Annotated in this window: 23 protein-coding genes; 21 read left to right on the top strand and 2 right to left on the bottom strand. The window is 57.0% G+C overall.

Features of this window, described 5'->3' with window-relative positions; translation table 11 throughout:
* Positions 1–20: 20 nt before the first annotated feature.
* Positions 21–1,124, bottom strand: a complete 1,104-nt coding sequence (dnaN, locus tag AACY49_RS08020) for a DNA polymerase III subunit beta (RefSeq protein ID WP_007903001.1) — start codon at positions 1,122–1,124, stop codon at positions 21–23.
* A gap of 39 nt (positions 1,125–1,163) precedes the next feature.
* Positions 1,164–2,684 carry a chromosomal replication initiator protein DnaA gene (dnaA, locus tag AACY49_RS08025; protein WP_258698328.1) on the bottom strand — a complete coding sequence of 507 codons (1,521 nt, stop codon included), beginning with the start codon at positions 2,682–2,684 and terminating at the stop codon, positions 1,164–1,166.
* A 568-nt stretch (positions 2,685–3,252) separates the two neighbouring features.
* Here dnaA and rpmH point away from each other — a divergent pair.
* The 21 genes from rpmH to glmS all read left to right on the top strand — a co-directional run bounded on the left by rpmH (position 3,253) and on the right by glmS (position 23,535).
* The gene (rpmH, locus tag AACY49_RS08030; protein ID WP_003213577.1) at positions 3,253–3,387 is read left to right on the top strand and encodes a 50S ribosomal protein L34; all 135 of its coding nucleotides are present in this window, start codon (positions 3,253–3,255) and stop codon (positions 3,385–3,387) included.
* 16 nt (positions 3,388–3,403) lie between these two features.
* The gene (gene rnpA, locus AACY49_RS08035) at positions 3,404–3,805 is read left to right on the top strand and encodes a ribonuclease P protein component (RefSeq protein WP_010465490.1); all 402 of its coding nucleotides are present in this window, start codon (positions 3,404–3,406) and stop codon (positions 3,803–3,805) included.
* A complete protein-coding gene (gene yidD, locus AACY49_RS08040) occupies positions 3,798–4,043 on the top strand; it encodes a membrane protein insertion efficiency factor YidD (protein WP_010465488.1) in 246 nt (81 codons plus the stop codon). The genes rnpA and yidD overlap by 8 nt, the downstream gene beginning before the upstream one ends.
* Positions 4,044–4,045: 2 nt before the next feature.
* Positions 4,046–5,731, top strand: coding sequence for a membrane protein insertase YidC (gene yidC, locus AACY49_RS08045; protein ID WP_339522854.1), 1,686 nt, complete (start codon positions 4,046–4,048; stop codon positions 5,729–5,731).
* Positions 5,732–5,810: 79 nt separating this feature from the next.
* The gene (gene mnmE, locus AACY49_RS08050) at positions 5,811–7,181 is read left to right on the top strand and encodes a tRNA uridine-5-carboxymethylaminomethyl(34) synthesis GTPase MnmE (protein WP_258698326.1); all 1,371 of its coding nucleotides are present in this window, start codon (positions 5,811–5,813) and stop codon (positions 7,179–7,181) included.
* 550 nt (positions 7,182–7,731) lie between these two features.
* On the top strand, positions 7,732–9,630 hold the full coding sequence (gene mnmG, locus AACY49_RS08055) for a tRNA uridine-5-carboxymethylaminomethyl(34) synthesis enzyme MnmG (RefSeq protein WP_258698325.1): 1,899 nt from the start codon (positions 7,732–7,734) through the stop codon (positions 9,628–9,630).
* Positions 9,627–10,271 carry a 16S rRNA (guanine(527)-N(7))-methyltransferase RsmG gene (gene rsmG, locus AACY49_RS08060; protein WP_223489396.1) on the top strand — a complete coding sequence of 215 codons (645 nt, stop codon included), beginning with the start codon at positions 9,627–9,629 and terminating at the stop codon, positions 10,269–10,271. The genes mnmG and rsmG overlap by 4 nt, the downstream gene beginning before the upstream one ends.
* Positions 10,272–10,289: 18 nt before the next feature.
* Positions 10,290–11,087 carry a ParA family protein gene (locus tag AACY49_RS08065; RefSeq protein WP_258698324.1) on the top strand — a complete coding sequence of 266 codons (798 nt, stop codon included), beginning with the start codon at positions 10,290–10,292 and terminating at the stop codon, positions 11,085–11,087.
* Positions 11,088–11,096: 9 nt separating this feature from the next.
* A complete protein-coding gene (locus AACY49_RS08070) occupies positions 11,097–11,969 on the top strand; it encodes a ParB/RepB/Spo0J family partition protein (RefSeq protein WP_008007888.1) in 873 nt (290 codons plus the stop codon).
* 148 nt (positions 11,970–12,117) lie between these two features.
* Complete coding sequence (locus AACY49_RS08075) at positions 12,118–12,525, top strand: F0F1 ATP synthase subunit I (RefSeq protein WP_258698323.1); 408 nt, start codon at positions 12,118–12,120, stop codon at positions 12,523–12,525.
* A gap of 16 nt (positions 12,526–12,541) precedes the next feature.
* Positions 12,542–13,411 carry a F0F1 ATP synthase subunit A gene (atpB, locus tag AACY49_RS08080; protein WP_258618470.1) on the top strand — a complete coding sequence of 290 codons (870 nt, stop codon included), beginning with the start codon at positions 12,542–12,544 and terminating at the stop codon, positions 13,409–13,411.
* Between the two features lie 133 nt (positions 13,412–13,544).
* Positions 13,545–13,802 carry a F0F1 ATP synthase subunit C gene (atpE, locus tag AACY49_RS08085; RefSeq protein ID WP_002555987.1) on the top strand — a complete coding sequence of 86 codons (258 nt, stop codon included), beginning with the start codon at positions 13,545–13,547 and terminating at the stop codon, positions 13,800–13,802.
* A 57-nt stretch (positions 13,803–13,859) separates the two neighbouring features.
* Positions 13,860–14,330: a F0F1 ATP synthase subunit B gene (locus AACY49_RS08090; protein WP_258698322.1), complete on the top strand. Its 471-nt coding sequence runs from the start codon at positions 13,860–13,862 to the stop codon at positions 14,328–14,330.
* Positions 14,331–14,342: 12 nt separating this feature from the next.
* Complete coding sequence (locus AACY49_RS08095) at positions 14,343–14,879, top strand: F0F1 ATP synthase subunit delta (protein WP_258698321.1); 537 nt, start codon at positions 14,343–14,345, stop codon at positions 14,877–14,879.
* A 21-nt stretch (positions 14,880–14,900) separates the two neighbouring features.
* The gene (gene atpA / locus AACY49_RS08100; protein ID WP_105342560.1) at positions 14,901–16,445 is read left to right on the top strand and encodes a F0F1 ATP synthase subunit alpha; all 1,545 of its coding nucleotides are present in this window, start codon (positions 14,901–14,903) and stop codon (positions 16,443–16,445) included.
* Between the two features lie 50 nt (positions 16,446–16,495).
* Complete coding sequence (gene atpG, locus AACY49_RS08105) at positions 16,496–17,356, top strand: F0F1 ATP synthase subunit gamma (protein ID WP_007934344.1); 861 nt, start codon at positions 16,496–16,498, stop codon at positions 17,354–17,356.
* Positions 17,357–17,383: 27 nt separating this feature from the next.
* Positions 17,384–18,763, top strand: coding sequence for a F0F1 ATP synthase subunit beta (gene atpD / locus AACY49_RS08110; RefSeq protein ID WP_105342556.1), 1,380 nt, complete (start codon positions 17,384–17,386; stop codon positions 18,761–18,763).
* 45 nt (positions 18,764–18,808) lie between these two features.
* Positions 18,809–19,234 carry a F0F1 ATP synthase subunit epsilon gene (locus AACY49_RS08115; RefSeq protein ID WP_010465460.1) on the top strand — a complete coding sequence of 142 codons (426 nt, stop codon included), beginning with the start codon at positions 18,809–18,811 and terminating at the stop codon, positions 19,232–19,234.
* Positions 19,235–19,351: 117 nt separating this feature from the next.
* Positions 19,352–20,719 carry a bifunctional UDP-N-acetylglucosamine diphosphorylase/glucosamine-1-phosphate N-acetyltransferase GlmU gene (gene glmU, locus AACY49_RS08120; RefSeq protein ID WP_320392795.1) on the top strand — a complete coding sequence of 456 codons (1,368 nt, stop codon included), beginning with the start codon at positions 19,352–19,354 and terminating at the stop codon, positions 20,717–20,719.
* A 202-nt stretch (positions 20,720–20,921) separates the two neighbouring features.
* Complete coding sequence (locus tag AACY49_RS08125; protein ID WP_258700823.1) at positions 20,922–21,701, top strand: DeoR/GlpR family DNA-binding transcription regulator; 780 nt, start codon at positions 20,922–20,924, stop codon at positions 21,699–21,701.
* A gap of 1 nt (position 21,702) precedes the next feature.
* Positions 21,703–23,535, top strand: coding sequence for a glutamine--fructose-6-phosphate transaminase (isomerizing) (gene glmS, locus AACY49_RS08130; RefSeq protein WP_339522865.1), 1,833 nt, complete (start codon positions 21,703–21,705; stop codon positions 23,533–23,535).
* Positions 23,536–23,849: the final 314 nt, after the last annotated feature.

The raw sequence follows: 23,849 nt of genomic DNA on the forward strand, positions 1-23,849 counted from the left end.
CTAGCTTCTGCTGAGCATGATTACAGACGCATCGGCATGACAACGTAGGCCGAGTCGTCGTTGTCGGACTCCTGCACCAGCGCACTGCTGTTGGAGTCAGACAGGATCAGACGAACCTGCTCGGTGGTCATCACGCCCAATACGTCGAGCAAATAGCTCACGTTGAAGCCGATTTCCAGGGAGCCGCCGTTGTACTCAACGCCCACTTCTTCTTCCGCTTCTTCCTGCTCCGGGTTGTTCGCCTGGATCTTCAGCTGACCATTAGCCAGTTGCAGACGGATGCCGCGGTACTTCTCGTTGGACAGAATAGCGGTACGGCTGAACGCCTCACGCAGGGCCTGGCGATCGCCGAGCACCAGCTTGTCGCCGCCTTTAGGCAGAACACGTTCGTAGTCAGGGAATTTACCGTCGACCAGTTTCGAGGTGAAGGTGAACTCGCCGGTGGTGGCACGGATGTGGTGCTGGCCCAGCACAATGCTGACGTTGCCGTCCGGTTCGGTCAGCAGACGCGCCAGTTCCAGAATACCTTTGCGTGGCACGATCACTTGATGACGATCCGGCTGACCGATATCGGCCTGCATCGAGCACATGGCCAGGCGGTGACCGTCGGTCGCCACGGCGCGAATGATACCTGCCGAGACTTCCAGCAGCATGCCGTTGAGGTAATAACGCACGTCCTGCTGGGCCATGGCGAAGCTGGTGCGTTCGATCAGACGACGCAGTTTGCTTTGCTCAAGGCTGCAGGTCAGCGAACCCGGGCCTTCTTCTACCGTCGGGAAGTCGTTGGCCGGCAGGGTCGACAGGGTGAAGCGGCTACGGCCAGCCTTCACCACGAGTTTCTGCTCGTCGACCTTGATGTCGATCAGCGCATCGTTCGGCAAGCTCTTGCAGATGTCCATCAGCTTGCGCGCAGGCACAGTGATGGAGCCCGGGTCCGCAGGCTCTTCGAGTTGCACACGACCGACCAGCTCGACTTCCAGGTCGGTACCGGTCAGCGACAGTTGCTGGCCTTCGACAACCAGCAGCACGTTGGAGAGTACCGGCAAGGTCTGTCGGCGCTCGACGACGCCTGCGACCAGTTGCAGGGGTTTCAACAGGGCTTCGCGTTGAATGGTGAAATGCATGGTCTAGTCCCTTGCCTTAATAAGCTGCGCTGGTGTTCATCAAGTGGTCAGTGTACGCAGCAGGTTCTTATAGTCCTCGCGGATGTCCGCGTCGGATTCCTTAAGCTCGTTGATCTTGCGGCAGGCGTGCAAAACAGTCGTGTGGTCGCGGCCGCCAAACACATCGCCGATTTCCGGCAGGCTGTGGTTGGTCAATTCCTTGGACAACGCCATGGCGACCTGACGCGGACGTGCTACCGAGCGTGAACGACGCTTGGACAGCAGGTCGGAGATTTTGATCTTGTAATACTCGGCGACGGTGCGCTGAATGTTATCCACAGAGACCAGTTTGTCTTGCAGCGCCAACAAGTCTTTCAAGGATTCGCGGATCAGCTCGATGGTGATGTCGCGGCCCATGAAGTGCGAGTGGGCGATCACGCGTTTGAGCGCGCCTTCCAGCTCGCGGACGTTGGAGCGAATACGCTGGGCGATGAAGAATGCCGCGTCGTGTGGCAGATCGACTTTGGCCTGGTCGGCCTTTTTCATCAGGATCGCTACGCGGGTTTCCAACTCCGGCGGCTCGACGGCAACCGTCAGGCCCCAGCCAAAGCGGGATTTTAGGCGTTCTTCAAGGCCCTCGATTTCTTTCGGATAGCGGTCACTGGTGAGAATGACCTGCTGGCCACCTTCGAGTAGGGCGTTGAAGGTGTGGAAAAACTCTTCCTGGGAACGTTCCTTGCGCGCGAAGAACTGAATGTCATCGATCAGCAACGCATCCACCGAACGGTAGAAGCGCTTGAACTCGTTGATCGCATTCAGCTGCAAGGCCTTGACCATGTCCGCGACGAAACGCTCGGAATGCAGGTACACGACCTTGGCATTCGGATTCTTCTTTAACAGGTGGTTACCCACAGCGTGCATCAAGTGGGTTTTACCCAAGCCGACGCCACCATAAAGGAAGAGCGGGTTGTAACCGTGCTTCGGGTTGTCCGCCACCTGCCAGGCCGCAGCTCGGGCCAGTTGGTTGGACTTGCCTTCGACGAAGTTCTCGAAGGTGAAAGTGCGGTTCAGGTAGCTGGTGTGCTTGAGCGCGCCTTCGACCTGCACCGTGCGTTGTTCGGAACGAACCGGGGCCTGTTGCGAACTGGCGCCGGCCATTGGGTCGAAGCTGTCGCGGGACGGCTCTTCACTGACCTCGGCGACTTTTTGTGTCGAACGCTTGGTCGGTGCCGCCGCCGGAGCAGGGGCTGGAGCGCTGACCGGTGTGGTAGCAGCCTGAGCTTGGGACGCCGCAGCGGCCAACGGAGCATTGGGTGCCGCCCGCGGTGCCGAACTGCGTTTGCTGCCTATTAATAAGGAAAGCGCCGGCGCCATGCCATTGCCATGCTCATCCAGCAGTTCAAGGACGCGGCCCAGGTACTTTTCATTGACCCAGTCGAGAACAAAACGATTCGGTGCGTAGACACGCAGCTCGTCGCCTTCGGCTTCGACCTGTAGTGGACGGATCCAAGTGTTGAATTGTTGGGCAGGCAGCTCATCGCGCAAAAGCTCCACGCACTGCTGCCAAAGTTCCACTGACACGGATATCCCCTAAGTTGAAAGCCGGTGAGGCAAAAACAAGCGGTCATTGTAGCGACCAGACGCCCACTTATCCACATGCAGGTTGCGCACAGGGCATGAATTATCAATGCGTTAACCCTCGAAAAGAAGACCAACGGTATGTGCATAAGCTCTGTGGATAACCGCACATGAGGGCACTGGACAAGTGGGGGCGAAACTCGGTGGATAACCTACCTGTGGATAACTGCCCTTTCCACACACAGCTTATCCGACAGCGCAGCACAGGCTGACCACCGTTTTCCACTGTAGTTGTCATTCTCTGTACATCACGGTTTTTAAGGGCTTAAGGTAGTTATCCACAGATGATCGCTGCCCTAGCTTTTATAAGCTTTACAGAAAAGCTTTAAATAATTCCCTTCTTTATTTCTATATCTAGCGATCGACCTGCGGACGAACAAAACCTCTGGAGATCTATTTATAAGGAAACGCTGGTTGGAAATTGACCTAGAGGCTTGCTTTCTCTAGAATCCCCGGTCTCTTAAAACGGGGGCCATTCCGGCCCGTTGTGGACGAACCAGGTAACACGACAATGAAACGTACTTTCCAACCAAGCACTATCAAACGCGCTCGTACCCACGGTTTCCGTGCTCGCATGGCTACCAAGAACGGTCGTGCCGTCCTGTCGCGTCGTCGCGCCAAAGGTCGTGCGCGTCTGGCAGTTTGATAATCCGGCACTGGAGGTGAGTCAGGACTTCAGTCGGGAAAAGCGTCTGCTTACTCCCCGGCATTTCAAGGCAGTCTTTGACTCCCCTACCGGCAAGGTTCCGGGGAAAAATCTCCTGCTCCTTGCGCGCAACAACGACCTTGATCACCCCCGTCTCGGGCTGGTTATCGGGAAAAAGAGCGTAAAGCTCTCCGTCGAGCGCAATCGCCTCAAACGTCTGATGCGCGAATCGTTTCGCCTGAACCAGGATTCACTGGTCGGTTGGGACATTGTTATCGTCGCGCGCAAAGGTTTGGGTGACGTAGAAAACCCCGAATTGATTCAGCATTTCGGCAAACTCTGGAAACGTCTGGCACGCAGCAAGCCGGTACCAGCAGTCAAAACCGAAACTGTAGGGGTAGACAGTCCCGATGCGTAAACTGGCACTCGTTCCGATCCAGTTTTATCGCTATGCCATTAGTCCCCTGATGGCCAGTCACTGTCGTTTCTACCCCAGTTGTTCCTGCTACGCGTATGAAGCCATAGAAAATCATGGCCTTCTGCGCGGTGGCTGGCTGACCTTTCGTCGTTTAGGTCGCTGTCATCCGTGGAATCCCGGTGGTTATGACCCGGTTCCACCTATCCCTACCTCCCGTTCTTCTTCGATGGCCGAGTAATCATGGATATCAAACGCACGATCCTGATCGTCGCCCTGGCAATCGTGTCCTACGTTATGGTTCTTAAATGGAACCAGGACTATGGCCAGGCTGCCCTGCCGACTCAGAATGTTGCTTCCAGTACTACCGCACCGGGCCTACCGGATACGGCGACTGGCAATAATGCTTCCGCCAGTGACGACATTCCACGTGCCCCAAGCGATACCAGTGCAACTGCACCGGCTGAAACGCCAGTGGCAGCAAGCAAAGACCTCATCCAGATCAAAACGGATGTGCTCAGCCTGGCTATCGATCCACAAGGTGGCGATGTTGCCCAGCTGATGCTGCCGCTGTATCCACGTCGCCAGGACCATCCGGAAATTCCATTCCAGTTGTTCGATAACGGCAACGAGCGGACTTATCTGGCTCAGAGCGGCCTGATCGGCACCAACGGCCCGGACGCAAGTCCTGCCGGTCGTCCGGTTTACTCCTCCGAGAAGAAGATTTACCAACTGGCTGACGGTCAGGACCAGTTGGTCGTGGACCTGAAGTTCAGCAAGGACGGCGTCAACTACATCAAGCGTTTCACGCTGAAACGTGGCCTGTATGACGTAACCGTTTCCTACCTGATCGACAACCAGAGTGCTCAGCCCTGGTCCGGTGCAATGTTTGCGCAACTGAAGCGTGATGCCAGCTCCGATCCTTCTTCCAGCACCGCCACCGGCACCGCGACTTACCTGGGCGCCGCCCTGTGGACAAGTAACGAGCCGTACAAGAAAGTGTCGATGAAGGACATGGACAAGGCTCAGCTGAAAGAAACCGTTAACGGTGGTTGGGTTGCCTGGTTGCAACACTACTTCGTGACCGCATGGATTCCGGCCAAGGGCGAAAACAACGTCGTCCAGACCCGTAAAGACAGCAAAGGCAACTACATCATCGGCTACACCGCCCCGGCAATGACTGTCGCGCCAGGTGCAAAAGCTGAAACCAGCGCCGTTCTGTACGCCGGTCCGAAAAGCCAGGCCGTCCTGAAAGAGTTATCCCCAGGTCTGGAACTGACCGTCGACTACGGCATTCTGTGGTTCATTGCCCAGCCAATCTTCTGGCTGCTGCAACATATCCACGCGCTGGTCGGTAACTGGGGCTGGTCGATCATCTTCCTGACCATGCTGATCAAGGGGATTTTCTTCCCGCTGTCGGCTGCCAGCTACAAATCCATGGCCCGCATGCGTGCAGTGGCACCTAAACTGGCCGCGCTGAAAGAGCAACATGGCGACGACCGGCAGAAAATGTCGCAAGCCATGATGGAGCTGTACAAGAAAGAGAAGATCAATCCACTGGGCGGCTGCTTGCCAATCCTGGTGCAGATGCCGGTTTTCCTTTCGCTGTACTGGGTTCTGCTGGAAAGCGTGGAAATGCGCCAGGCGCCGTTCATGCTGTGGATTACTGACCTGTCGATCAAGGACCCGTTCTTCATTCTGCCGATCATCATGGGCGCAACCATGTTCATCCAGCAGCAATTGAACCCGACACCTCCGGATCCGATGCAGGCCAAGGTGATGAAGCTGATGCCAATCATCTTCACCTTCTTCTTCCTGTGGTTCCCGGCGGGTCTGGTGCTGTACTGGGTAGTGAACAACTGCCTGTCTATCGCCCAACAGTGGTACATCACACGTAAGATCGAAGCGGCTACCAAAGCAGCTGCCTGATTTACACTGTGGATAACCACTCAAAACGCCCCCTAGTGGGGCGTTTTGCTATCTGTCACTTTTGTCTGGATACCGGTTTATGAGCGTTCCTCGTGAAACCATCGCTGCCGTCGCCACCGCTCAAGGTCGCGGCGGTGTGGGCATTGTCCGTATTTCCGGGCCGCTGGCGAGTCTGGCGGCCAAAGCCATCAGCGGTCGCGAACTGAAACCGCGGTTTGCCCATTACGGCCCGTTTCTCAGTGCAAATGAAGAGGTGCTGGACGAAGGCATCGCCCTGTATTTCCCGGGACCGAACTCGTTCACCGGTGAAGATGTGCTTGAGCTGCAGGGCCACGGCGGTCCAATCGTTCTGGATATGCTGCTCAAGCGTTGCCTGGAACTGGGCTGCCGTCTGGCCCGGCCGGGTGAATTCAGCGAGCGCGCCTTCCTCAACGACAAACTCGACCTGGCTCAGGCCGAAGCCATCGCCGACTTGATCGAGGCGAGTTCTGCACAGGCAGCACGAAATGCCCTGCGTTCGTTGCAGGGAGCGTTTTCCCAGCGTGTGCATAACCTCACCGAGCAACTGATAGGCCTGCGAATTTATGTCGAAGCGGCTATCGACTTCCCTGAAGAAGAAATCGACTTCCTCGCCGATGGCCACGTACTAAGCATGCTCGACAAAGTACGCGACGAATTATCCACAGTGCTTCGTGAAGCCGGGCAGGGGGCCTTGCTGCGTGACGGCATGACGGTGGTGATCGCCGGCCGGCCGAACGCCGGCAAGTCCAGCCTCCTGAATGCCTTGGCCGGACGTGAAGCCGCGATCGTGACCGAGATTGCCGGCACGACCCGGGATATTCTTCGCGAACATATCCACATCGATGGGATGCCGTTGCACGTGGTCGACACCGCCGGCCTGCGGGACACCGATGATCAGGTGGAAAAAATTGGCGTCGAACGGGCATTGAAAGCCATCGGCGAAGCGGATCGAGTGTTGCTAGTGGTCGATGCCACGGCTCCCGAGGCTCTTGATCCATTTGCCCTGTGGCCTGAATTCCTCGAAACCCGCCCGGATCCGGCAAAAGTTACGCTGATCCGTAACAAGGCGGACCTGACGGGCGAAGCGATTGCTCTGGAAGTCAGCGAAGATGGCCACGTCACTATCAGCCTCAGTGCCAGGTCCGCCGGCGAAGGCCTGGAATTGCTGCGCGATCACCTCAAGGCCTGCATGGGCTACGAGCAGACCTCTGAAAGCAGTTTCAGTGCTCGCAGGCGTCACCTGGAGGCTCTGCGTCATGCGAGTGCGTCCCTCGAGCATGGCCGTGCACAGTTGACGTTAGCAGGGGCCGGCGAGTTACTGGCCGAAGATTTGCGGCAAGCTCAGCAGTCTTTGGGTGAAATCACCGGTGCATTCAGCTCCGATGACCTGCTGGGAAGGATCTTTTCCAGCTTCTGCATCGGTAAATAGCCCTCTTCGTTATCCACAGACAGGCCGTTCTGGCCTGTCTGCTCTCTCTTTTCTGAAATTCTCCTCCAGTGCCGAGCAGATTTTTTCTGCCTGGGTGGATTTTCCGTGCCCGGGATTTGCTCATTGAGCGCTTTTCTGTGGATTAAGCCCTGTGAATAACTGCCGCTAAGGGCAGTTGATAACAGGGCCTCAAAACTGAAGATAACCGCCTCTGTGGATAACCACCCCTTTCATCCACAGGCTTACACCGGTTATCCAAGGGCCTCATCGGTACATGACCACAGGGTTTTAAATCGCTGTACACATTGAAAATAAAGGTCTGTATGAATCTATCCACAGAAAGGTAGGTCAGTAGAAATAAACATAAAAACAAAGATTTAATAAATTTCTCTCTTTTTAATTTCTATAATCCCGACTTCTCCACAGCTGGTTAAATTTTGTGCAAAGGGTTCTTTAGGAAGGGCGAAGTCCCTATACTTGCCGACCAGGTCCAAAAACCTGAGCTCAAACTATTCCGGATTACCTGACTGAAGCAGGCACGAGGTGCGTGGTGGATTTCCCTTCCCGTTTTGAAGTGATCGTCATCGGCGGCGGTCATGCCGGTACCGAGGCAGCACTTGCATCAGCACGTATGGGGGCAAAAACCCTGTTGCTGACGCATAACGTGGAAACCCTCGGTGCCATGAGTTGTAACCCCGCCATCGGCGGGATCGGTAAAAGCCATCTGGTCAAAGAAATCGATGCCCTGGGCGGCGCGATGGCCATGGCTACCGATAAAGGTGGTATTCAATTTCGCGTATTGAACAGCCGCAAAGGCCCGGCCGTGCGTGCAACCCGCGCTCAGGCTGACCGGATTCTGTACAAGGCGGCTGTCCGCGAAGCTTTGGAAAACCAGCCGAACCTGTGGATATTTCAACAGGCAGCGGATGACCTGATCGTCGAACAGGAACAAGTGCGTGGTGTCGTCACCCAAATGGGCCTGCGTTTCTTCGCGGATTCCGTGGTGTTGACCACCGGCACCTTCCTTGGCGGACTTATCCACATCGGCATGCAGAATTATTCCGGCGGTCGCGCCGGTGATCCGCCGTCGATTGCTCTGGCTCATCGTCTGCGTGAACTGCCATTGCGTGTAGGTCGCCTGAAAACCGGTACACCGCCGCGTATCGACGGTCGCTCTGTGGATTTCTCGGTGATGACCGAGCAAGCCGGTGATACGCCGATCCCGGTGATGTCGTTCATGGGCTCCAAAGAGCAGCACCCGAAACAGGTCAGTTGCTGGATCACCCACACCAACGCCCGGACCCACGAAATCATTGCCGCCAACCTCGACCGTTCGCCGATGTATTCCGATGCAGGGTTGATCGAAGGCATCGGCCCACGTTATTGCCCATCGATCGAAGACAAGATCCATCGCTTTGCCGACAAGGAAAGCCATCAGGTCTTTATCGAGCCGGAAGGGTTGACCACCCACGAGCTGTATCCGAACGGGATATCCACTTCCCTGCCGTTCGATGTGCAATTGCAGATCGTGCAATCGATCCGCGGCATGGAAAACGCTCACATCGTTCGTCCTGGCTACGCCATCGAGTACGACTACTTCGACCCGCGTGACCTGAAGTACAGCCTGGAAACCAAAGTGATCGGCGGTCTGTTTTTTGCCGGGCAAATCAACGGCACCACCGGTTACGAAGAAGCCGGTGCCCAGGGTTTGCTGGCCGGAGCCAACGCTGCACTGCGTGCTCAGGGCAAAGACGCCTGGTGTCCACGTCGCGACGAAGCCTACATCGGCGTTTTGGTCGATGACCTGATTACCCTCGGTACCCAGGAACCGTACCGGATGTTCACATCTCGCGCCGAATACCGTTTGATCCTGCGCGAAGACAACGCCGACCTGCGCCTGACCGAAAAAGGTCGCGAACTGGGTCTGGTTGATGACGTGCGTTGGGCGGCTTTCTGCAAGAAACGCGAAAGCATCGATCTGGAAGAGCAGCGCCTGAAAAGTACCTGGGTTCGCCCGGGCACCGAGCAAGGCGATGCGATTTCCGAGAAGTTCGGCACGCCGCTGACCCACGAATACAATTTGCTCAACCTGCTGAGCCGTCCGGAAATCGACTACGCTGGTCTGATCGCCGTGACTGGCGGGGGCGCAGAAGATCCACAGGTTGCCGAGCAGGTCGAAATCAAGACCAAATACGCCGGTTACATCGATCGTCAGCAGGATGAAATTGCACGTCTGCGGGCCAGCGAAGACACCAAACTGCCTGTGGATATCGATTACACGAACATCTCCGGCCTCTCGAAAGAGATCCAGAGCAAGCTCGGTGCGACCCGTCCAGAGACACTGGGCCAGGCGTCGCGTATCCCGGGCGTGACCCCGGCAGCGATTTCGCTGTTGATGATTCATTTGAAAAAACGCGGCGCGGGCCGTCAGTTGGAGCAAAGCGCTTGAGTTCGTTGGTTACCTCGCAACATGCAGAAGAGTTATCCACAGGTGCTCGCCAGCTCGGTGTCACACTGACGGAAACCCAGCACGCTCAGCTGCTGGGTTATCTGGCCTTGTTGATCAAATGGAACAAGGCTTACAACCTGACCGCCGTGCGCGATCCGGACGAAATGGTTTCCCGTCACCTGCTCGATAGCTTGAGCGTGATGTCGTTCATCGAAAACGGCCGCTGGCTGGACGTTGGCAGCGGCGGCGGCATGCCGGGGATTCCGTTGGCGATCCTGTTTCCGGAGTCCCAAGTGACCTGTCTGGACAGCAACGGCAAGAAAACCCGCTTCCTGACCCAGGTCAAACTCGAACTCAAACTGGATAACCTGCAAGTTATCCACAGTCGCGTCGAAGCCTTCCAGCCTGAATTGCCATTCAACGGGATCATTTCCCGGGCGTTCAGCAGCATGGAGAACTTCAGCAACTGGACTCGCCACCTGGGCGATGCCGATACACGCTGGCTGGCAATGAAGGGCGTTCATCCCGCCGATGAGCTGGTAGCATTGCCGGCAGACTTCCACCTCGATAGCGAACACGCCCTGGCCGTACCCGGTTGCCAAGGCCAACGCCATCTGCTGATACTGCGCCGCACGGCATGATTGGGAACACAAGCAAGAATGGCTAAGGTATTCGCGATAGCGAACCAAAAGGGTGGTGTGGGCAAGACCACCACCTGCATCAACCTCGCAGCTTCCCTGGTCGCTACCAAGCGTCGGGTGCTGTTGATCGATCTCGATCCACAGGGCAACGCCACCATGGGTAGCGGTGTGGATAAACATGGCCTGGAAAACTCGGTCTATGACCTGTTGATCGGCGAATGCGATCTGGCCCAGGCCATGCACTATTCCGAACACGGTGGTTACCAGTTACTGCCGGCCAACCGCGACCTGACCGCGGCCGAAGTCGTTCTGCTGGAAATGCAGATGAAGGAAAGCCGTCTGCGCAGTGCGTTGGCGCCAATCCGTGACAACTACGATTACATTTTGATCGACTGCCCGCCGTCGCTGTCGATGTTGACGCTCAACGCACTGGTTGCCGCCGATGGGGTCATTATCCCCATGCAGTGCGAGTACTTCGCGCTCGAAGGGTTGAGCGACCTTGTGGATAACATCAAACGCATTGCCGAACTGCTGAACCCGAACCTGAAAGTCGAAGGCCTGTTGCGGACCATGTACGACCCGCGTTTGAGCCTGATGAACGACGTATCGGCGCAGCTCAAGGAACACTTCGGCGATCAACTCTACGACACCGTGATTCCGCGCAACATTCGCCTGGCCGAAGCACCTAGCTATGGCATGCCGGCGCTGGCGTACGACAAAGCATCACGGGGCGCGATTGCCTACCTGGCATTGGCTGGCGAGATGGTTCGTCGGCAACGCAAAAATTCACGCACCGCCGCTGCTCAGGCAACTTAAGGAATCCCCATGGCCGTCAAGAAACGAGGTCTCGGACGTGGACTGGATGCACTGCTGAGCGGTCCGACTGTCAGCTCGCTGGAAGAACAAGCGGTGCAAGCCGATCAGCGTGAGCTGCAGCACCTGCCCCTGGACCTGATCCAGCGCGGCAAGTACCAGCCGCGTCGAGACATGGATCCTCAGGCGCTGGAAGAGCTGGCACAGTCGATCAAGGCCCAGGGCGTGATGCAGCCGATCGTGGTTCGCCCGATCGGCAGTGGCCGCTTCGAAATCATCGCCGGCGAACGCCGCTGGCGCGCCAGCCAGCAGGCGGGCCAGGAAACCATCCCGGCGATGGTTCGCGATGTACCGGATGAAACCGCCATCGCCATGGCGCTGATCGAGAACATCCAGCGCGAAGACCTCAATCCGATCGAAGAAGCGGTGGCCTTGCAGCGTTTGCAGCAGGAATTCCAGCTGACTCAGCAACAAGTGGCCGAGGCTGTGGGTAAGTCCCGCGTCACTGTGGCCAACCTGTTGCGCCTGATTGCGTTGCCGGAAGTCATCAAGACCATGCTGTCTCACGGTGACCTGGAAATGGGTCATGCCCGTGCCTTGCTGGGTTTACCGGAAAACCAACAGGTCGAAGGGGCGCGACATGTTGTCGCACGGGGGCTGACTGTGCGCCAGACTGAAGCACTGGTTCGCCAGTGGTTGAGTGGCAAACCGGAGCCTGTGGAGCCGGCAAAACCGGACCCGGATATCGCCCGTCTCGAGCAGCGCCTGGCCGAGCGCCTAGGCTCTGCGGTGCAGATCCGTCACGGAAAGAAGGGGAAAGGGCAGTTGGTGATCGGTTACAACTCCCTCGATGAGCTTCAAGGTGTACTCGCACACATCCGCTGAAACAATTCCCCGTGTAGCGTGAAGTCGGAAATCACTACCTGACAGTTGAATAGGGGCAGAACCGCCCCTATACTCTGCGCGCATTTTGTCGGCACAAATTATGCCAAGTTATTGAACTCCGGCAGCCGACCATTGGGGAGCAAAAGTGATGGAAAACCGCACGCCAGACCGCTTGCCGTTCCATCGCCTGGCAGTTTTTCCGGTGTTAATGGCTCAATTTGTCGTTTTGCTGATTGGCGCTTTGGCGCTCTGGCAATGGTATGGAGTCGTTGCCGGGTACTCAGGACTCTGCGGAGGCCTGATAGCCTTGCTTCCCAATATTTATTTCGCTCACAGGGCATTTCGGTTTTCCGGCGCCCGAGCAGCTCAAGCCATCGTCCGGTCTTTTTATGCCGGCGAGGCGGGCAAACTGATTTTGACGGCAGTGCTCTTTGCATTGACGTTTGCAGGTGTGAAGCCATTGGCGCCGCTAGCTGTATTCGGCGTCTTCGTGTTGACCCAACTGGTCAGCTGGTTCGCGCCCCTGCTGATGAGAACAAGACTTTCGAGACCTTAGGGCGTTTGAGGCAACCATGGCAGAAACAACCGCTTCGGGCTATATCCAGCACCACTTGCAGAACCTGACCTTCGGTCAGCACCCAACTGGCGGGTGGGGTTTTGCCCACACCGCAGCAGAAGCCAAAGAAATGGGCTTCTGGGCTTTCCACGTCGATACCCTCGGCTGGTCGGTCGCGTTGGGTCTGATCTTCGTTCTTCTTTTCCGCATGGCGGCAAAGAAGGCGACTTCCGGTCAGCCTGGCGCCCTGCAGAACTTCGTCGAGGTTCTGATCGAGTTCGTCGACGGCAGCGTGAAAGATACTTTCCACGGCCGTAATCCATTGATCGCGCCATTGGCCCTGACGATTTTTGTCTGGGTGTTCCTGATGAACGCCGTCGACCTGGTACCGGTTGACTGGATTCCGAAGCTGGCGGCCATCATTTCCGGTGACCCGCATCTGGTCTTCCGTGCCGTTCCTACTACTGACCCGAATGCGACCCTGGGTATGTCCCTGTCGGTATTCGCGTTGATCATTTTCTACAGCATCAAGGTCAAGGGCATCAGCGGCTTCATTGGCGAACTGACCCTGCACCCGTTCGGCAGCAAGAACATCTTCGTTCAAGCCCTGCTGATTCCGGTGAACTTCCTGCTGGAGTTCGTGACGCTGGTGGCCAAGCCAATCTCCCTGGCACTGCGTCTGTTCGGCAACATGTACGCCGGCGAGCTGGTCTTCATTCTGATTGCTGTGATGTTCGGCAGCGGTCTGCTCTGGCTTAGCGGCCTGGGCGTAGTTCTGCAGTGGGCGTGGGCTGTGTTCCACATCCTGATCATCACCCTGCAGGCGTTTATCTTCATGATGCTGACCATCGTCTACCTGTCGATGGCGCACGAAGAGAACCATTAAGACCAGTCTCGACTAGTCTGATGTCCCTCTCGGTCAAACGAGAGGGTGCCCGAACAGGGCTATGAAACGATTTGTTTTACCGCTTTAAAATCTAAAAAACCTAAACCATACGACGTAAAAGTCGGGAGGAAAGATGGAAACTGTAGTTGGTCTAACCGCTATCGCTGTTGCACTGTTGATCGGCCTGGGCGCACTGGGTACCGCAATTGGTTTCGGCCTGTTGGGCGGCAAGTTCCTGGAAGGCGCAGCGCGTCAGCCAGAAATGGTTCCAATGCTGCAAGTCAAAATGTTCATCGTTGCCGGCCTGCTCGACGCCGTAACCATGATCGGTGTTGGTATCGCTCTGTTCTTCACCTTCGCGAACCCATTCGTTGGTCAACTCGCTGGCTAATCACTCGAACCTTCGAGTTGATTGGTGTGATGTGCAACGAACGAGCGAGGTGTTGGCGTGAACATTAATGCAACCCTGATTGGCCAGTCCGTTGCGTTCTTCATTTTTGTACTGTTTTGCATGAAGTTCGTGTGGCCTCCGGTCATCGCGGCTTTGCACGAACGTCAGAAGAAGATCGCGGATGGACTGGACGCTGCCAGCCGAGCAGCTCGCGACCTGGAGTTGGCCCATGAGAAAGTGGGTCAGCAACTGCGCGAAGCGAAAGCTCAGGCAGCTGAAATCATTGAGCAAGCCAAGAAACGCGGTAATCAGATCGTTGACGAGGCTGTTGAAAAAGCCCGTCTCGACGCTGAACGTGTGAAGGTTCAGGCTCAGGCCGAGATCGAGCAGGAACTGAACAGTGTCAAAGACGCGCTGCGTGCCCAATTGGGTGCACTGGCTGTCGGCGGCGCCGAGAAGATCCTGGGTGCCACAATCGATCAAAACGCGCACGCGGAGCTGGTAAACAAACTGGCTGCTGAAATTTAAGCGAGGGCGATCATGGCAGAATTGACCACGTTGGCCCGACCTTACGCTAAGGCAGCCTTCGAGCACGCCCAGGCCCACCAGCAACTGGCCTCTTGGTCAGCCATGCTCGGCCTGGCTGCAGCAGTGTCGCAAGACGACACCATGCAGCGCGTGCTCAAGGCCCCGCGACTGACGAGCGCAGACAAGGCCGCCACGTTTATTGACGTGTGCGGCGACAAGTTTGATGCCAAGGCACAGAACTTCATTAACGTCGTTGCCGAAAACGACCGTCTCCCGCTGTTGCCGGAGATCGCCGCTCTGTTTGACCTGTACAAGGCCGAACAAGAGAAGTCGGTAGACGTTGAAGTCACCAGTGCTTTTGCATTGAACCAAGAACAGCAAGACAAACTCGCCAAGGTTCTCAGTGCACGACTCAACCGGGAAGTGCGCCTGCAAGTTGCGGAAGACAAATCCCTCATCGGGGGCATTGTCATTCGCGCCGGCGACCTGGTTATCGATGGCTCGGTTCGCGGAAAACTCGCAAACCTTGCCGAAGCATTGAAATCTTGAGTTTGAAGGGGCAGCAGAGCAATGCAGCAACTCAATCCTTCCGAAATAAGTGAAATTATCAAGGGCCGCATCGACAAGCTCGATGTGACCTCCCAAGCCCGTAACGAAGGCACTGTCGTCAGCGTATCTGACGGTATCGTGCGGATTCACGGTCTGGCCGACGTCATGTACGGCGAGATGATCGAGTTTCCGGGCGGCGTCTTCGGTATGGCTCTCAACCTCGAGCAAGACTCTGTAGGTGCCGTAGTATTGGGCTCCTACCAGACTCTGGCTGAAGGCATGAGCGCCAAGTGCACCGGCCGCATCCTCGAAGTTCCGGTAGGTAAGGAACTGCTGGGTCGCGTTGTCGACGCACTGGGTAACCCAGTTGACGGCAAAGGTCCGCTGAACAACACCGAGACCGATGCGGTCGAGAAAGTTGCTCCAGGCGTGATCTGGCGTAAGTCGGTAGACCAGCCTGTACAGACTGGCTACAAGGCTGTCGATGCCATGATCCCTGTCGGCCGTGGCCAGCGTGAGCTGATCATCGGTGACCGTCAGATCGGTAAAACCGCTCTGGCGATCGACGCGATCATCAACCAGAAAGACAGCGGCATTTTCTGCGTCTACGTAGCGATCGGTCAGAAGCAATCGACCATCGCCAACGTGGTTCGCAAGCTGGAAGAAAACGGCGCATTGGCTAACACCATCGTCGTGGCTGCGAGCGCTTCGGAATCTGCAGCACTGCAATTCCTGGCACCGTACTCCGGTTGCACCATGGGCGAATACTTCCGCGACCGCGGTGAAGACGCGCTGATCGTTTATGACGATCTGTCCAAGCAAGCAGTGGCTTACCGCCAGATTTCCCTGCTGCTGCGCCGTCCACCAGGCCGTGAAGCTTACCCAGGCGACGTGTTCTATCTCCACTCCCGTCTGCTGGAGCGCGCATCCCGCGTTTCGGAAGAGTACGTAGAGAAGTTCACCAACGGCGCAGTGACCGGCAAAACCGGTTCCCTGACCGCACTGCCGATCATCGAAACCCAGGCTGGCGACGTTTCCGCGTTCGTTCCGACCAACGTGATTTCCATCACCGACGGTCAGATCTTCCTGGAATCGGCCATGTTCAACTCCGGGATCCGTCCTGCAGTGAACGCCGGTGTTTCGGTATCCCGTGTGGGTGGTGCCGCTCAGACCAAGATCATCAAGAAGCTGTCCGGTGGTATCCGTACCGCTCTGGCTCAGTACCGTGAACTGGCGGCATTCGCCCAGTTCGCTTCTGACCTGGACGAAGCGACCCGTAAGCAACTTGAGCATGGTCAGCGCGTTACCGAGCTGATGAAGCAGAAGCAATACGCACCAATGTCGATCGCTGACATGGCGCTGTCGCTGTATGCCGCTGAGCGTGGGTTCCTGACTGACGTCGAAATCGCCAAGATCGGCAGCTTTGAACAAGCGCTGATTGCTTTCTTCAACCGCGATCACGCCGATTTGATGGCGAAGATCAACGTGAAGGGTGACTTCAATGACGAAATCGACGCTGGCATGAAAGCCGGTATCGAGAAGTTCAAGGCCACCCAAACCTGGTAAGCCGCAGCGGGAGCCGCAAGGCTCCCGCTTGCTAACCTGATAGGTGTTACATGGCAGGCGCAAAAGAGATTCGCAGTAAGATTGCGAGCATCAAAAGCACGCAAAAGATTACCAGCGCCATGGAAAAAGTGGCGGTCAGCAAAATGCGCAAGGCACAAATGCGCATGGCTGCTAGCCGTCCTTACGCGGAGCGCATCCGCCAGGTTATTGGCCATCTGGCCAACGCCAACCCGGAATATCGCCACCCGTTCATGATCGACCGTGAAGTAAAGCGCGTCGGTTACGTCGTGGTGAGCAGTGACCGTGGTCTGTGTGGTGGCTTGAACACCAACCTGTTCAAGGCTCTGGTCAAGGACATGGCGGTAAACCGCGAAAACGGCGTCGAGATCGATCTGTGTGTCGTTGGTAGCAAGGGTGCGGCTTTCTTCCGCAACTTCGGCGGTAACGTCGTTGCAGCTATCAGCCACCTGGGTGAAGAGCCGTCGATCAATGACCTGATCGGCAGCGTCAAGGTGATGCTGGATGCCTACCTGGACGGCCGTATTGACCGCCTGTCCGTGGTGTCCAACAAGTTCATCAACACCATGACACAACAGCCTACCGTGGAGCAGTTGATTCCACTGGTGGCAACCCCGGATCAGGAACTCAAGCACCACTGGGATTATCTGTACGAACCGGACGCCAAAGAGCTGCTTGACGGCTTGATGGTCCGTTACGTGGAGTCGCAGGTCTACCAGGCGGTGGTCGAGAACAACGCGGCTGAACAAGCTGCGCGGATGATCGCGATGAAGAACGCTACCGACAACGCCGGTGATTTGATCAGCGATTTGCAGCTGGTCTACAACAAGGCGCGTCAGGCTGCGATCACCCAAGAGATCTCGGAAATCGTCGGCGGCGCTGCCGCGGTTTAACGGTTCAAATATTCAGAGGATCCAGCTATGAGTAGCGGACGTATCGTTCAAATCATCGGCGCCGTTATCGACGTGGAATTTCCACGCGACAGCGTACCGAGCATCTACAACGCGCTGAAAGTACAAAGCGCGGCCGAAACCACTCTGGAAGTTCAGCAACAGCTGGGCGACGGCGTGGTTCGTACCATTGCGATGGGTTCCACCGAGGGCTTGAAGCGCGGTCTGGAAGTCACCGACTCTGGCGCTGCCATCTCCGTACCGGTCGGTAAAGCGACTCTGGGCCGGATCATGGACGTACTGGGCAACCCGATCGACGAAGCTGGCCCGATCGACACCGAAGAGCGCTGGGGCATTCACCGTCCTGCGCCAACCTTCGCTGAACAAGCGGGCGGCAACGACCTGCTGGAAACCGGCATCAAGGTTATCGACCTGGTTTGCCCGTTCGCCAAGGGTGGTAAAGTTGGTCTGTTCGGTGGTGCCGGTGTAGGCAAAACCGTAAACATGATGGAACTGATCCGTAACATCGCCATCGAGCACAGCGGTTATTCCGTGTTCGCTGGTGTGGGTGAGCGTACTCGTGAGGGTAACGACTTCTACCACGAGATGAAGGACTCCAACGTTCTGGACAAAGTGGCACTGGTTTACGGTCAGATGAACGAGCCGCCGGGTAACCGTCTGCGCGTAGCACTGACCGGCCTGACCATGGCCGAGAAGTTCCGTGACGAAGGTAACGACGTTCTGCTGTTCGTCGACAACATCTATCGTTACACCCTGGCCGGTACTGAAGTATCCGCACTGCTGGGCCGTATGCCTTCCGCAGTAGGTTACCAGCCGACCCTGGCCGAAGAGATGGGTACTCTGCAAGAGCGTATCACTTCGACCAAAAACGGTTCGATCACCTCGATCCAAGCGGTATACGTACCTGCGGATGACTTGACTGACCCGTCGCCAGCGACCACCTTCGCCCACTTGGACGCCACCGTCGTTCTGTCCCGTGACATCGCTTCCCTGGGTATCTACCCAGCGGTCGATCCACTCGACTCGACTTCGCGCCAGCTGGACCCGAACGTAATCGGCCAGGACCACTACGATACCGCTCGCGGTGTACAGTATGTTCTGCAGCGTTACAAAGAACTGAAGGACATCATTGCGATCCTGGGTATGGACGAGCTGTCGGAAGCCGACAAGCAGTTGGTAAACCGTGCTCGTAAGATCCAGCGCTTCCTGTCGCAGCCGTTCTTCGTGGCTGAAGTCTTCACCGGTGCTTCGGGTAAATACGTTTCCCTGAAAGACACCATTGCTGGCTTCAAAGGCATCCTCAACGGTGACTACGACCACCTGCCAGAACAAGCGTTCTACATGGTCGGCGGCATCGAAGAAGCGATCGAGAAAGCCAAGAAACTGTAATCCCGGCGCCCGGCAACGGGCGCTAATTTAGGTTGAGGCAATCAGATGGCTATGACAGTCCATTGCGATATCGTCAGCGCGGAAGGGGAAATCTTTTCCGGCCTGGTCGAGATGGTGGTTGCGCACGGTGCACTGGGTGATCTTGGTATCGCCTTGGGTCACGCGCCGCTGATCACTAATCTCAAGCCGGGTCCTATCCGCTTGATCAAGCAGGGCGGGGAAGAGGAGGTGTATTACATCTCCGGCGGTTTCCTCGAGGTTCAGCCGAACATGGTCAAGGTTCTTGCCGACACCGTGCAACGTGCTGCCGACCTGGACGAAGCCTCCGCTCAGGAAGCCGTTAAGGCTGCCGAGAAGGCCTTGCATGAGCGAGGCGCGGAATTCGATTACGGTTCTGCTGCCGCACGTCTGGCCGAGGCCGCAGCTCAGCTGCGCACCGTCCAGCAGATCCGCAAGAAGTTCGGCCACTAATCGGCCATCAACTTGTTGTGCGATTGATTAAAAAGGGTAGCCTCGGCTACCCTTTTTTCTTTTCCGATTTTCATCACTTGGTCGCAGTTGCTGACCACCCAGGATTGGTAGCCAGTCATGTCCCTTGAAATCGTTATCCTCGCTGCCGGCCAAGGCACTCGCATGCGTTCGGCCTTGCCGAAAGTCCTGCATCCGATTGCCGGTAATTCAATGCTTGGTCATGTTATCCACAGCGCCCGGCAACTTGATCCACAGCGCATCCATGTAGTGATTGGCCATGGCGCCGAAGCGGTGCGCGAGCGTCTGGCCGCCGATGACCTGAATTTTGTCCTGCAGGACAAACAGCTGGGTACCGGTCATGCGGTGGCCCAGGCTGTGCCGTTCATCGAGTCCGACACCGTGCTGATTCTCTACGGTGACGTGCCGCTGATCGAAGTCGAAACCCTGCAACGTCTGCTCAAGCAGGCTGCACCGAAGCAATTGGGCCTGCTCACCGTCGAACTGAATGACCCGACCGGTTATGGTCGCATTGTCCGTGATGCCGCCGGCAATGTGACTGCCATCGTCGAGCAGAAAGACGCCAACGAAGCCGAGCGTGCGATCACCGAAGGCAATACCGGCATTCTGGCAGTACCTTTTCAACGGTTGGGCGATTGGCTGGGCCGCCTCTCCAACAACAACGCCCAGGGCGAGTATTACCTGACTGACGTGATCGCCATGGCGGTCAGCGATGGTCTGGTGGTGGCCACCGAACAACCCCATGACGCCATGGAAGTGCAGGGTGCCAACGATCGCAGGCAGCTTGCCGAGCTGGAGCGTCACTACCAACTGCGCGCTGCTCGGCGTTTGATGGCTCAAGGCGTGACCCTGCGCGACCCGGCACGTTTCGATGTGCGCGGCGAAGTGATCGTCGGCCGCGATGTGCTGATCGACATCAACGTGATCCTCGAAGGCAAAGTGGTCATCGAGGACGACGTAGTGATCGGCCCGAACTGCGTGATCAAGGACAGCACCCTGCGCAAAGGCGTGGTGATCAAGGCCAACAGCCATATCGAAGGCGCAATTCTCGGCGAAGGCAGCGATGCCGGTCCGTTCGCTCGTTTGCGTCCCGGCACAGTGCTGGAAGCTCGCGCGCATGTGGGTAACTTTGTCGAGCTGAAGAACGCTCACCTGGGTGAAGGCGCCAAGGCCGGTCACTTGACGTACCTGGGCGATGCCGAGATCGGTGCGCGTACCAACATCGGCGCAGGCACCATCACTTGCAATTACGATGGCGCCAACAAGTGGAAAACCGTGCTGGGTGAAGATGTGTTCATCGGCTCCAACAACTCGTTGGTGGCGCCTGTGGATATCTCTGCGGGTGCGACCACGGCGGCCGGTTCGACTATTACCCAGAATGTGGATAAAGCCCAGTTGGCTGTCGGCCGGGCGCGGCAGAAGAACATTGATGGCTGGAAGCGGCCGGAGAAGATCAAGAAGAGTTAAGTTATCCACAGATTGAAAGATCAAAAGATCGCAGCCTGCGGCATCTCCTACAGAGTGAACACGAATTCGCTGTAGGAGCTGCCGCAGGCTGCGATCTTTTTATGGGTTATCCACACATCCTTTTTTTTCTGATGCTGGCTTGACGAAGTTTCGCCGATAGGTTTTGATTGCTTACGTTATCTTTCGAATCGAAACTTACCTAATCATGTCGAAACGCAACACGCCCCAACGCCGCCACAATATCCTCGCCTTGCTCAACGAGCAGGGGGAAGTCAGCGTGGACGAACTGGCCAAGCGCTTCGAAACCTCGGAAGTTACGATTCGCAAGGATCTGGCGGCGCTCGAAAGCAACGGTCTGTTGCTGCGTCGTTATGGCGGAGCAGTCACCATGCCTCAGGAGCTGGTCGCCGACATCGGCCAACCGGTTTCCAAATACAAGCAGGCCATTGCCCGCGCCGCCGTCACGCGGATTCGCGAGCATGCGCGCATCATCATCGACAGCGGCAGTACCACCGCCGCGATGATCCCGGAGCTCGGCCAACAACCGGGTCTGGTGGTGATGACCAACTCTCTGCATGTCGCCAACGCCTTGACTGAACTTGAGCACGAGCCAGTGCTGTTGATGACCGGTGGTACCTGGGATCCGCATTCTGAGTCCTTCCAGGGCCAGGTGGCAGAGCAGGTACTACGCTCATATGACTTCGATCAGTTATTTATTGGCGCCGATGGCATCGATCTGGTGCGCGGGACCACCACCTTCAATGAGTTGCTGGGCCTGAGCCGTGTCATGGCCGAGGTCGCCCGCGAAGTGATCGTGATGGTCGAAGCCGACAAGATCGGCCGCAAAATTCCCAATCTGGAGCTGCCTTGGAGCAGCGTCCATACCCTCATTACCGATGATCGCCTGCCGCTTGCGGCACGCGATCAGATTCAGGCCCGCGGCATCAATGTGATTTGTGCCGCTGTCAGTCAGGAGAACTAGCATGTGTGGAATTGTTGGTGCAGTCGCAGAACGGAACATTACCGCCATCCTGCTCGAAGGTCTCAAGCGTCTGGAATACCGTGGTTATGACAGCGCCGGCGTGGCGGTGTACACCAACGATGAAAAACTCTTGCGTGTGCGTCGTCCGGGCAAGGTCAGCGAACTGGAACAGGCGCTGGTCGAAGAGCCTCTGATTGGCCGTCTGGGCATCGCCCATACCCGCTGGGCGACCCATGGCGCGCCGTGCGAGCGCAACGCTCACCCGCATTTTTCAGGCGATCTGGCGGTGGTGCACAACGGCATCATCGAGAACCACGAAGCCCTGCGTGAGCAACTCAAGGCGCTGGGCCACGTGTTCACGTCGGACACGGACACTGAAGTCATCGCGCATTTGCTCAACGAAAAACTCAATGAACAGCCCGATCTGACCGCGGCCCTGAAAGCGACCGTCAAAGAACTGCACGGTGCTTACGGTCTGGCGGTGATCAGCGCCCGGCAACCGGATCGCCTGGTGGCGGCCCGCAGTGGCAGCCCGCTGGTGATCGGTCTGGGCCTGGGTGAAAACTTCCTGGCTTCCGATCAATTGGCACTGCGCCAGGTCACTGACCGCTTCATGTACCTGGAAGAAGGCGATATCGCCGAAATTCGCCGCGATAGCGTGCAGATCTGGGATATCAACGGTGCACTCGTCGAGCGTGAAAGCGTCCAGTACCGTGACGGGGCCGAAGCCGCTGATAAGGGCGAATTCCGGCATTACATGCTCAAGGAGATTCACGAGCAGCCGGCTGTGGTGCAACGTACTCTTGAAGGTCGTCTGAGTCAGAACCAGGTGCTGGTCGAGGCATTTGGTCCCCAAGCTGCCGAGCTGTTCGCCAAGGTGCGCAATGTACAGATCGTCGCCTGCGGCACCAGCTATCATGCCGGCATGGTTGCTCGGTATTGGCTCGAAGAATTGGCCGGTATCCCGTGTCAGGTCGAAGTCGCCAGCGAATTCCGCTACCGCAAAGTGGTCGTGCAGCCCGACACCCTGTTCGTGAGCATCTCCCAGTCTGGTGAAACCGCCGACACCCTGGCCGCCCTGCGCAATGCCAAAGAACTGGGCTTCCTTTCCAGCCTGGCGATCTGCAACGTCGGCATCAGTTCCCTGGTGCGTGAGTCGGACCTGACGCTGCTGACCCAGGCCGGTCGCGAAATCGGCGTGGCCTCGACCAAAGCCTTCACCACTCAATTGGTTGGCCTGCTGTTGCTGACCCTGGCCCTGGGTCAGGTTCGCGGCACGTTGGCTGAAGGCGTCGAAGCCACACTGGTCGAAGAACTGCGTCGCTTGCCGACCCGTTTGGGCGAAGCCCTGGCCATGGACAGCACCGTGGAGAAAATCGCCGAACTGTTCGCCGAGAAGAACCACACGCTGTTCCTCGGTCGCGGCGCGCAATTCCCGGTGGCGATGGAAGGGGCTCTCAAGCTCAAGGAAATCTCCTACATCCACGCCGAAGCCTACCCGGCGGGCGAGCTGAAACATGGCCCGCTGGCGCTTGTGGATAACGACATGCCGGTGGTCACCGTGGCGCCGAACAACGAGTTGCTGGAGAAGCTGAAGTCCAACCTCCAGGAAGTCCGCGCCCGTGGCGGTCAGCTGGTCGTCTTTGCCGACGAGCAGGCCGGCATGACCAATGGCGAAGGTACTCATGTTGTCCAGATGCCGCACATCCACGACATCCTGTCGCCGATCCTCTACACCATTCCGTTGCAGTTGCTCTCGTATTACGTGGCCGTGTTGAAAGGCACTGACGTTGATCAGCCGCGAAATCTGGCGAAGTCGGTGACGGTGGAATAAGTTATCCACAGGTGATCGAAACACTTGGTTTTAGACGATAAATTTTGACACAATGCCCAAAGCCCCTGATTTCAGGGGCTTTTTCTATTTCATGGCCTCCACCATATGTTCGACCTTGTGGCCACAGCAGCCGGAATGCTTGCCGTCTGGTTGAGCGGATTCCATCCGTGGCCAGCGAGCATAGCGCCAGCGGAGCGCTCCATTACAACATTGAAAGGGCTCCTGGACATGCTTACAGCTTAGCAGCGGTTGCCTGACGACCAATTGGCACATTTCTGCCTAATCCACGCAGGGTGAGTTCGGCGTACGCTTAC

It is taken from the genome of Pseudomonas sp. EL_65y_Pfl2_R96 (assembly GCF_963970905.1).
In the GTDB taxonomy this organism is placed as follows: Bacteria; Pseudomonadota; Gammaproteobacteria; order Pseudomonadales; family Pseudomonadaceae; genus Aquipseudomonas.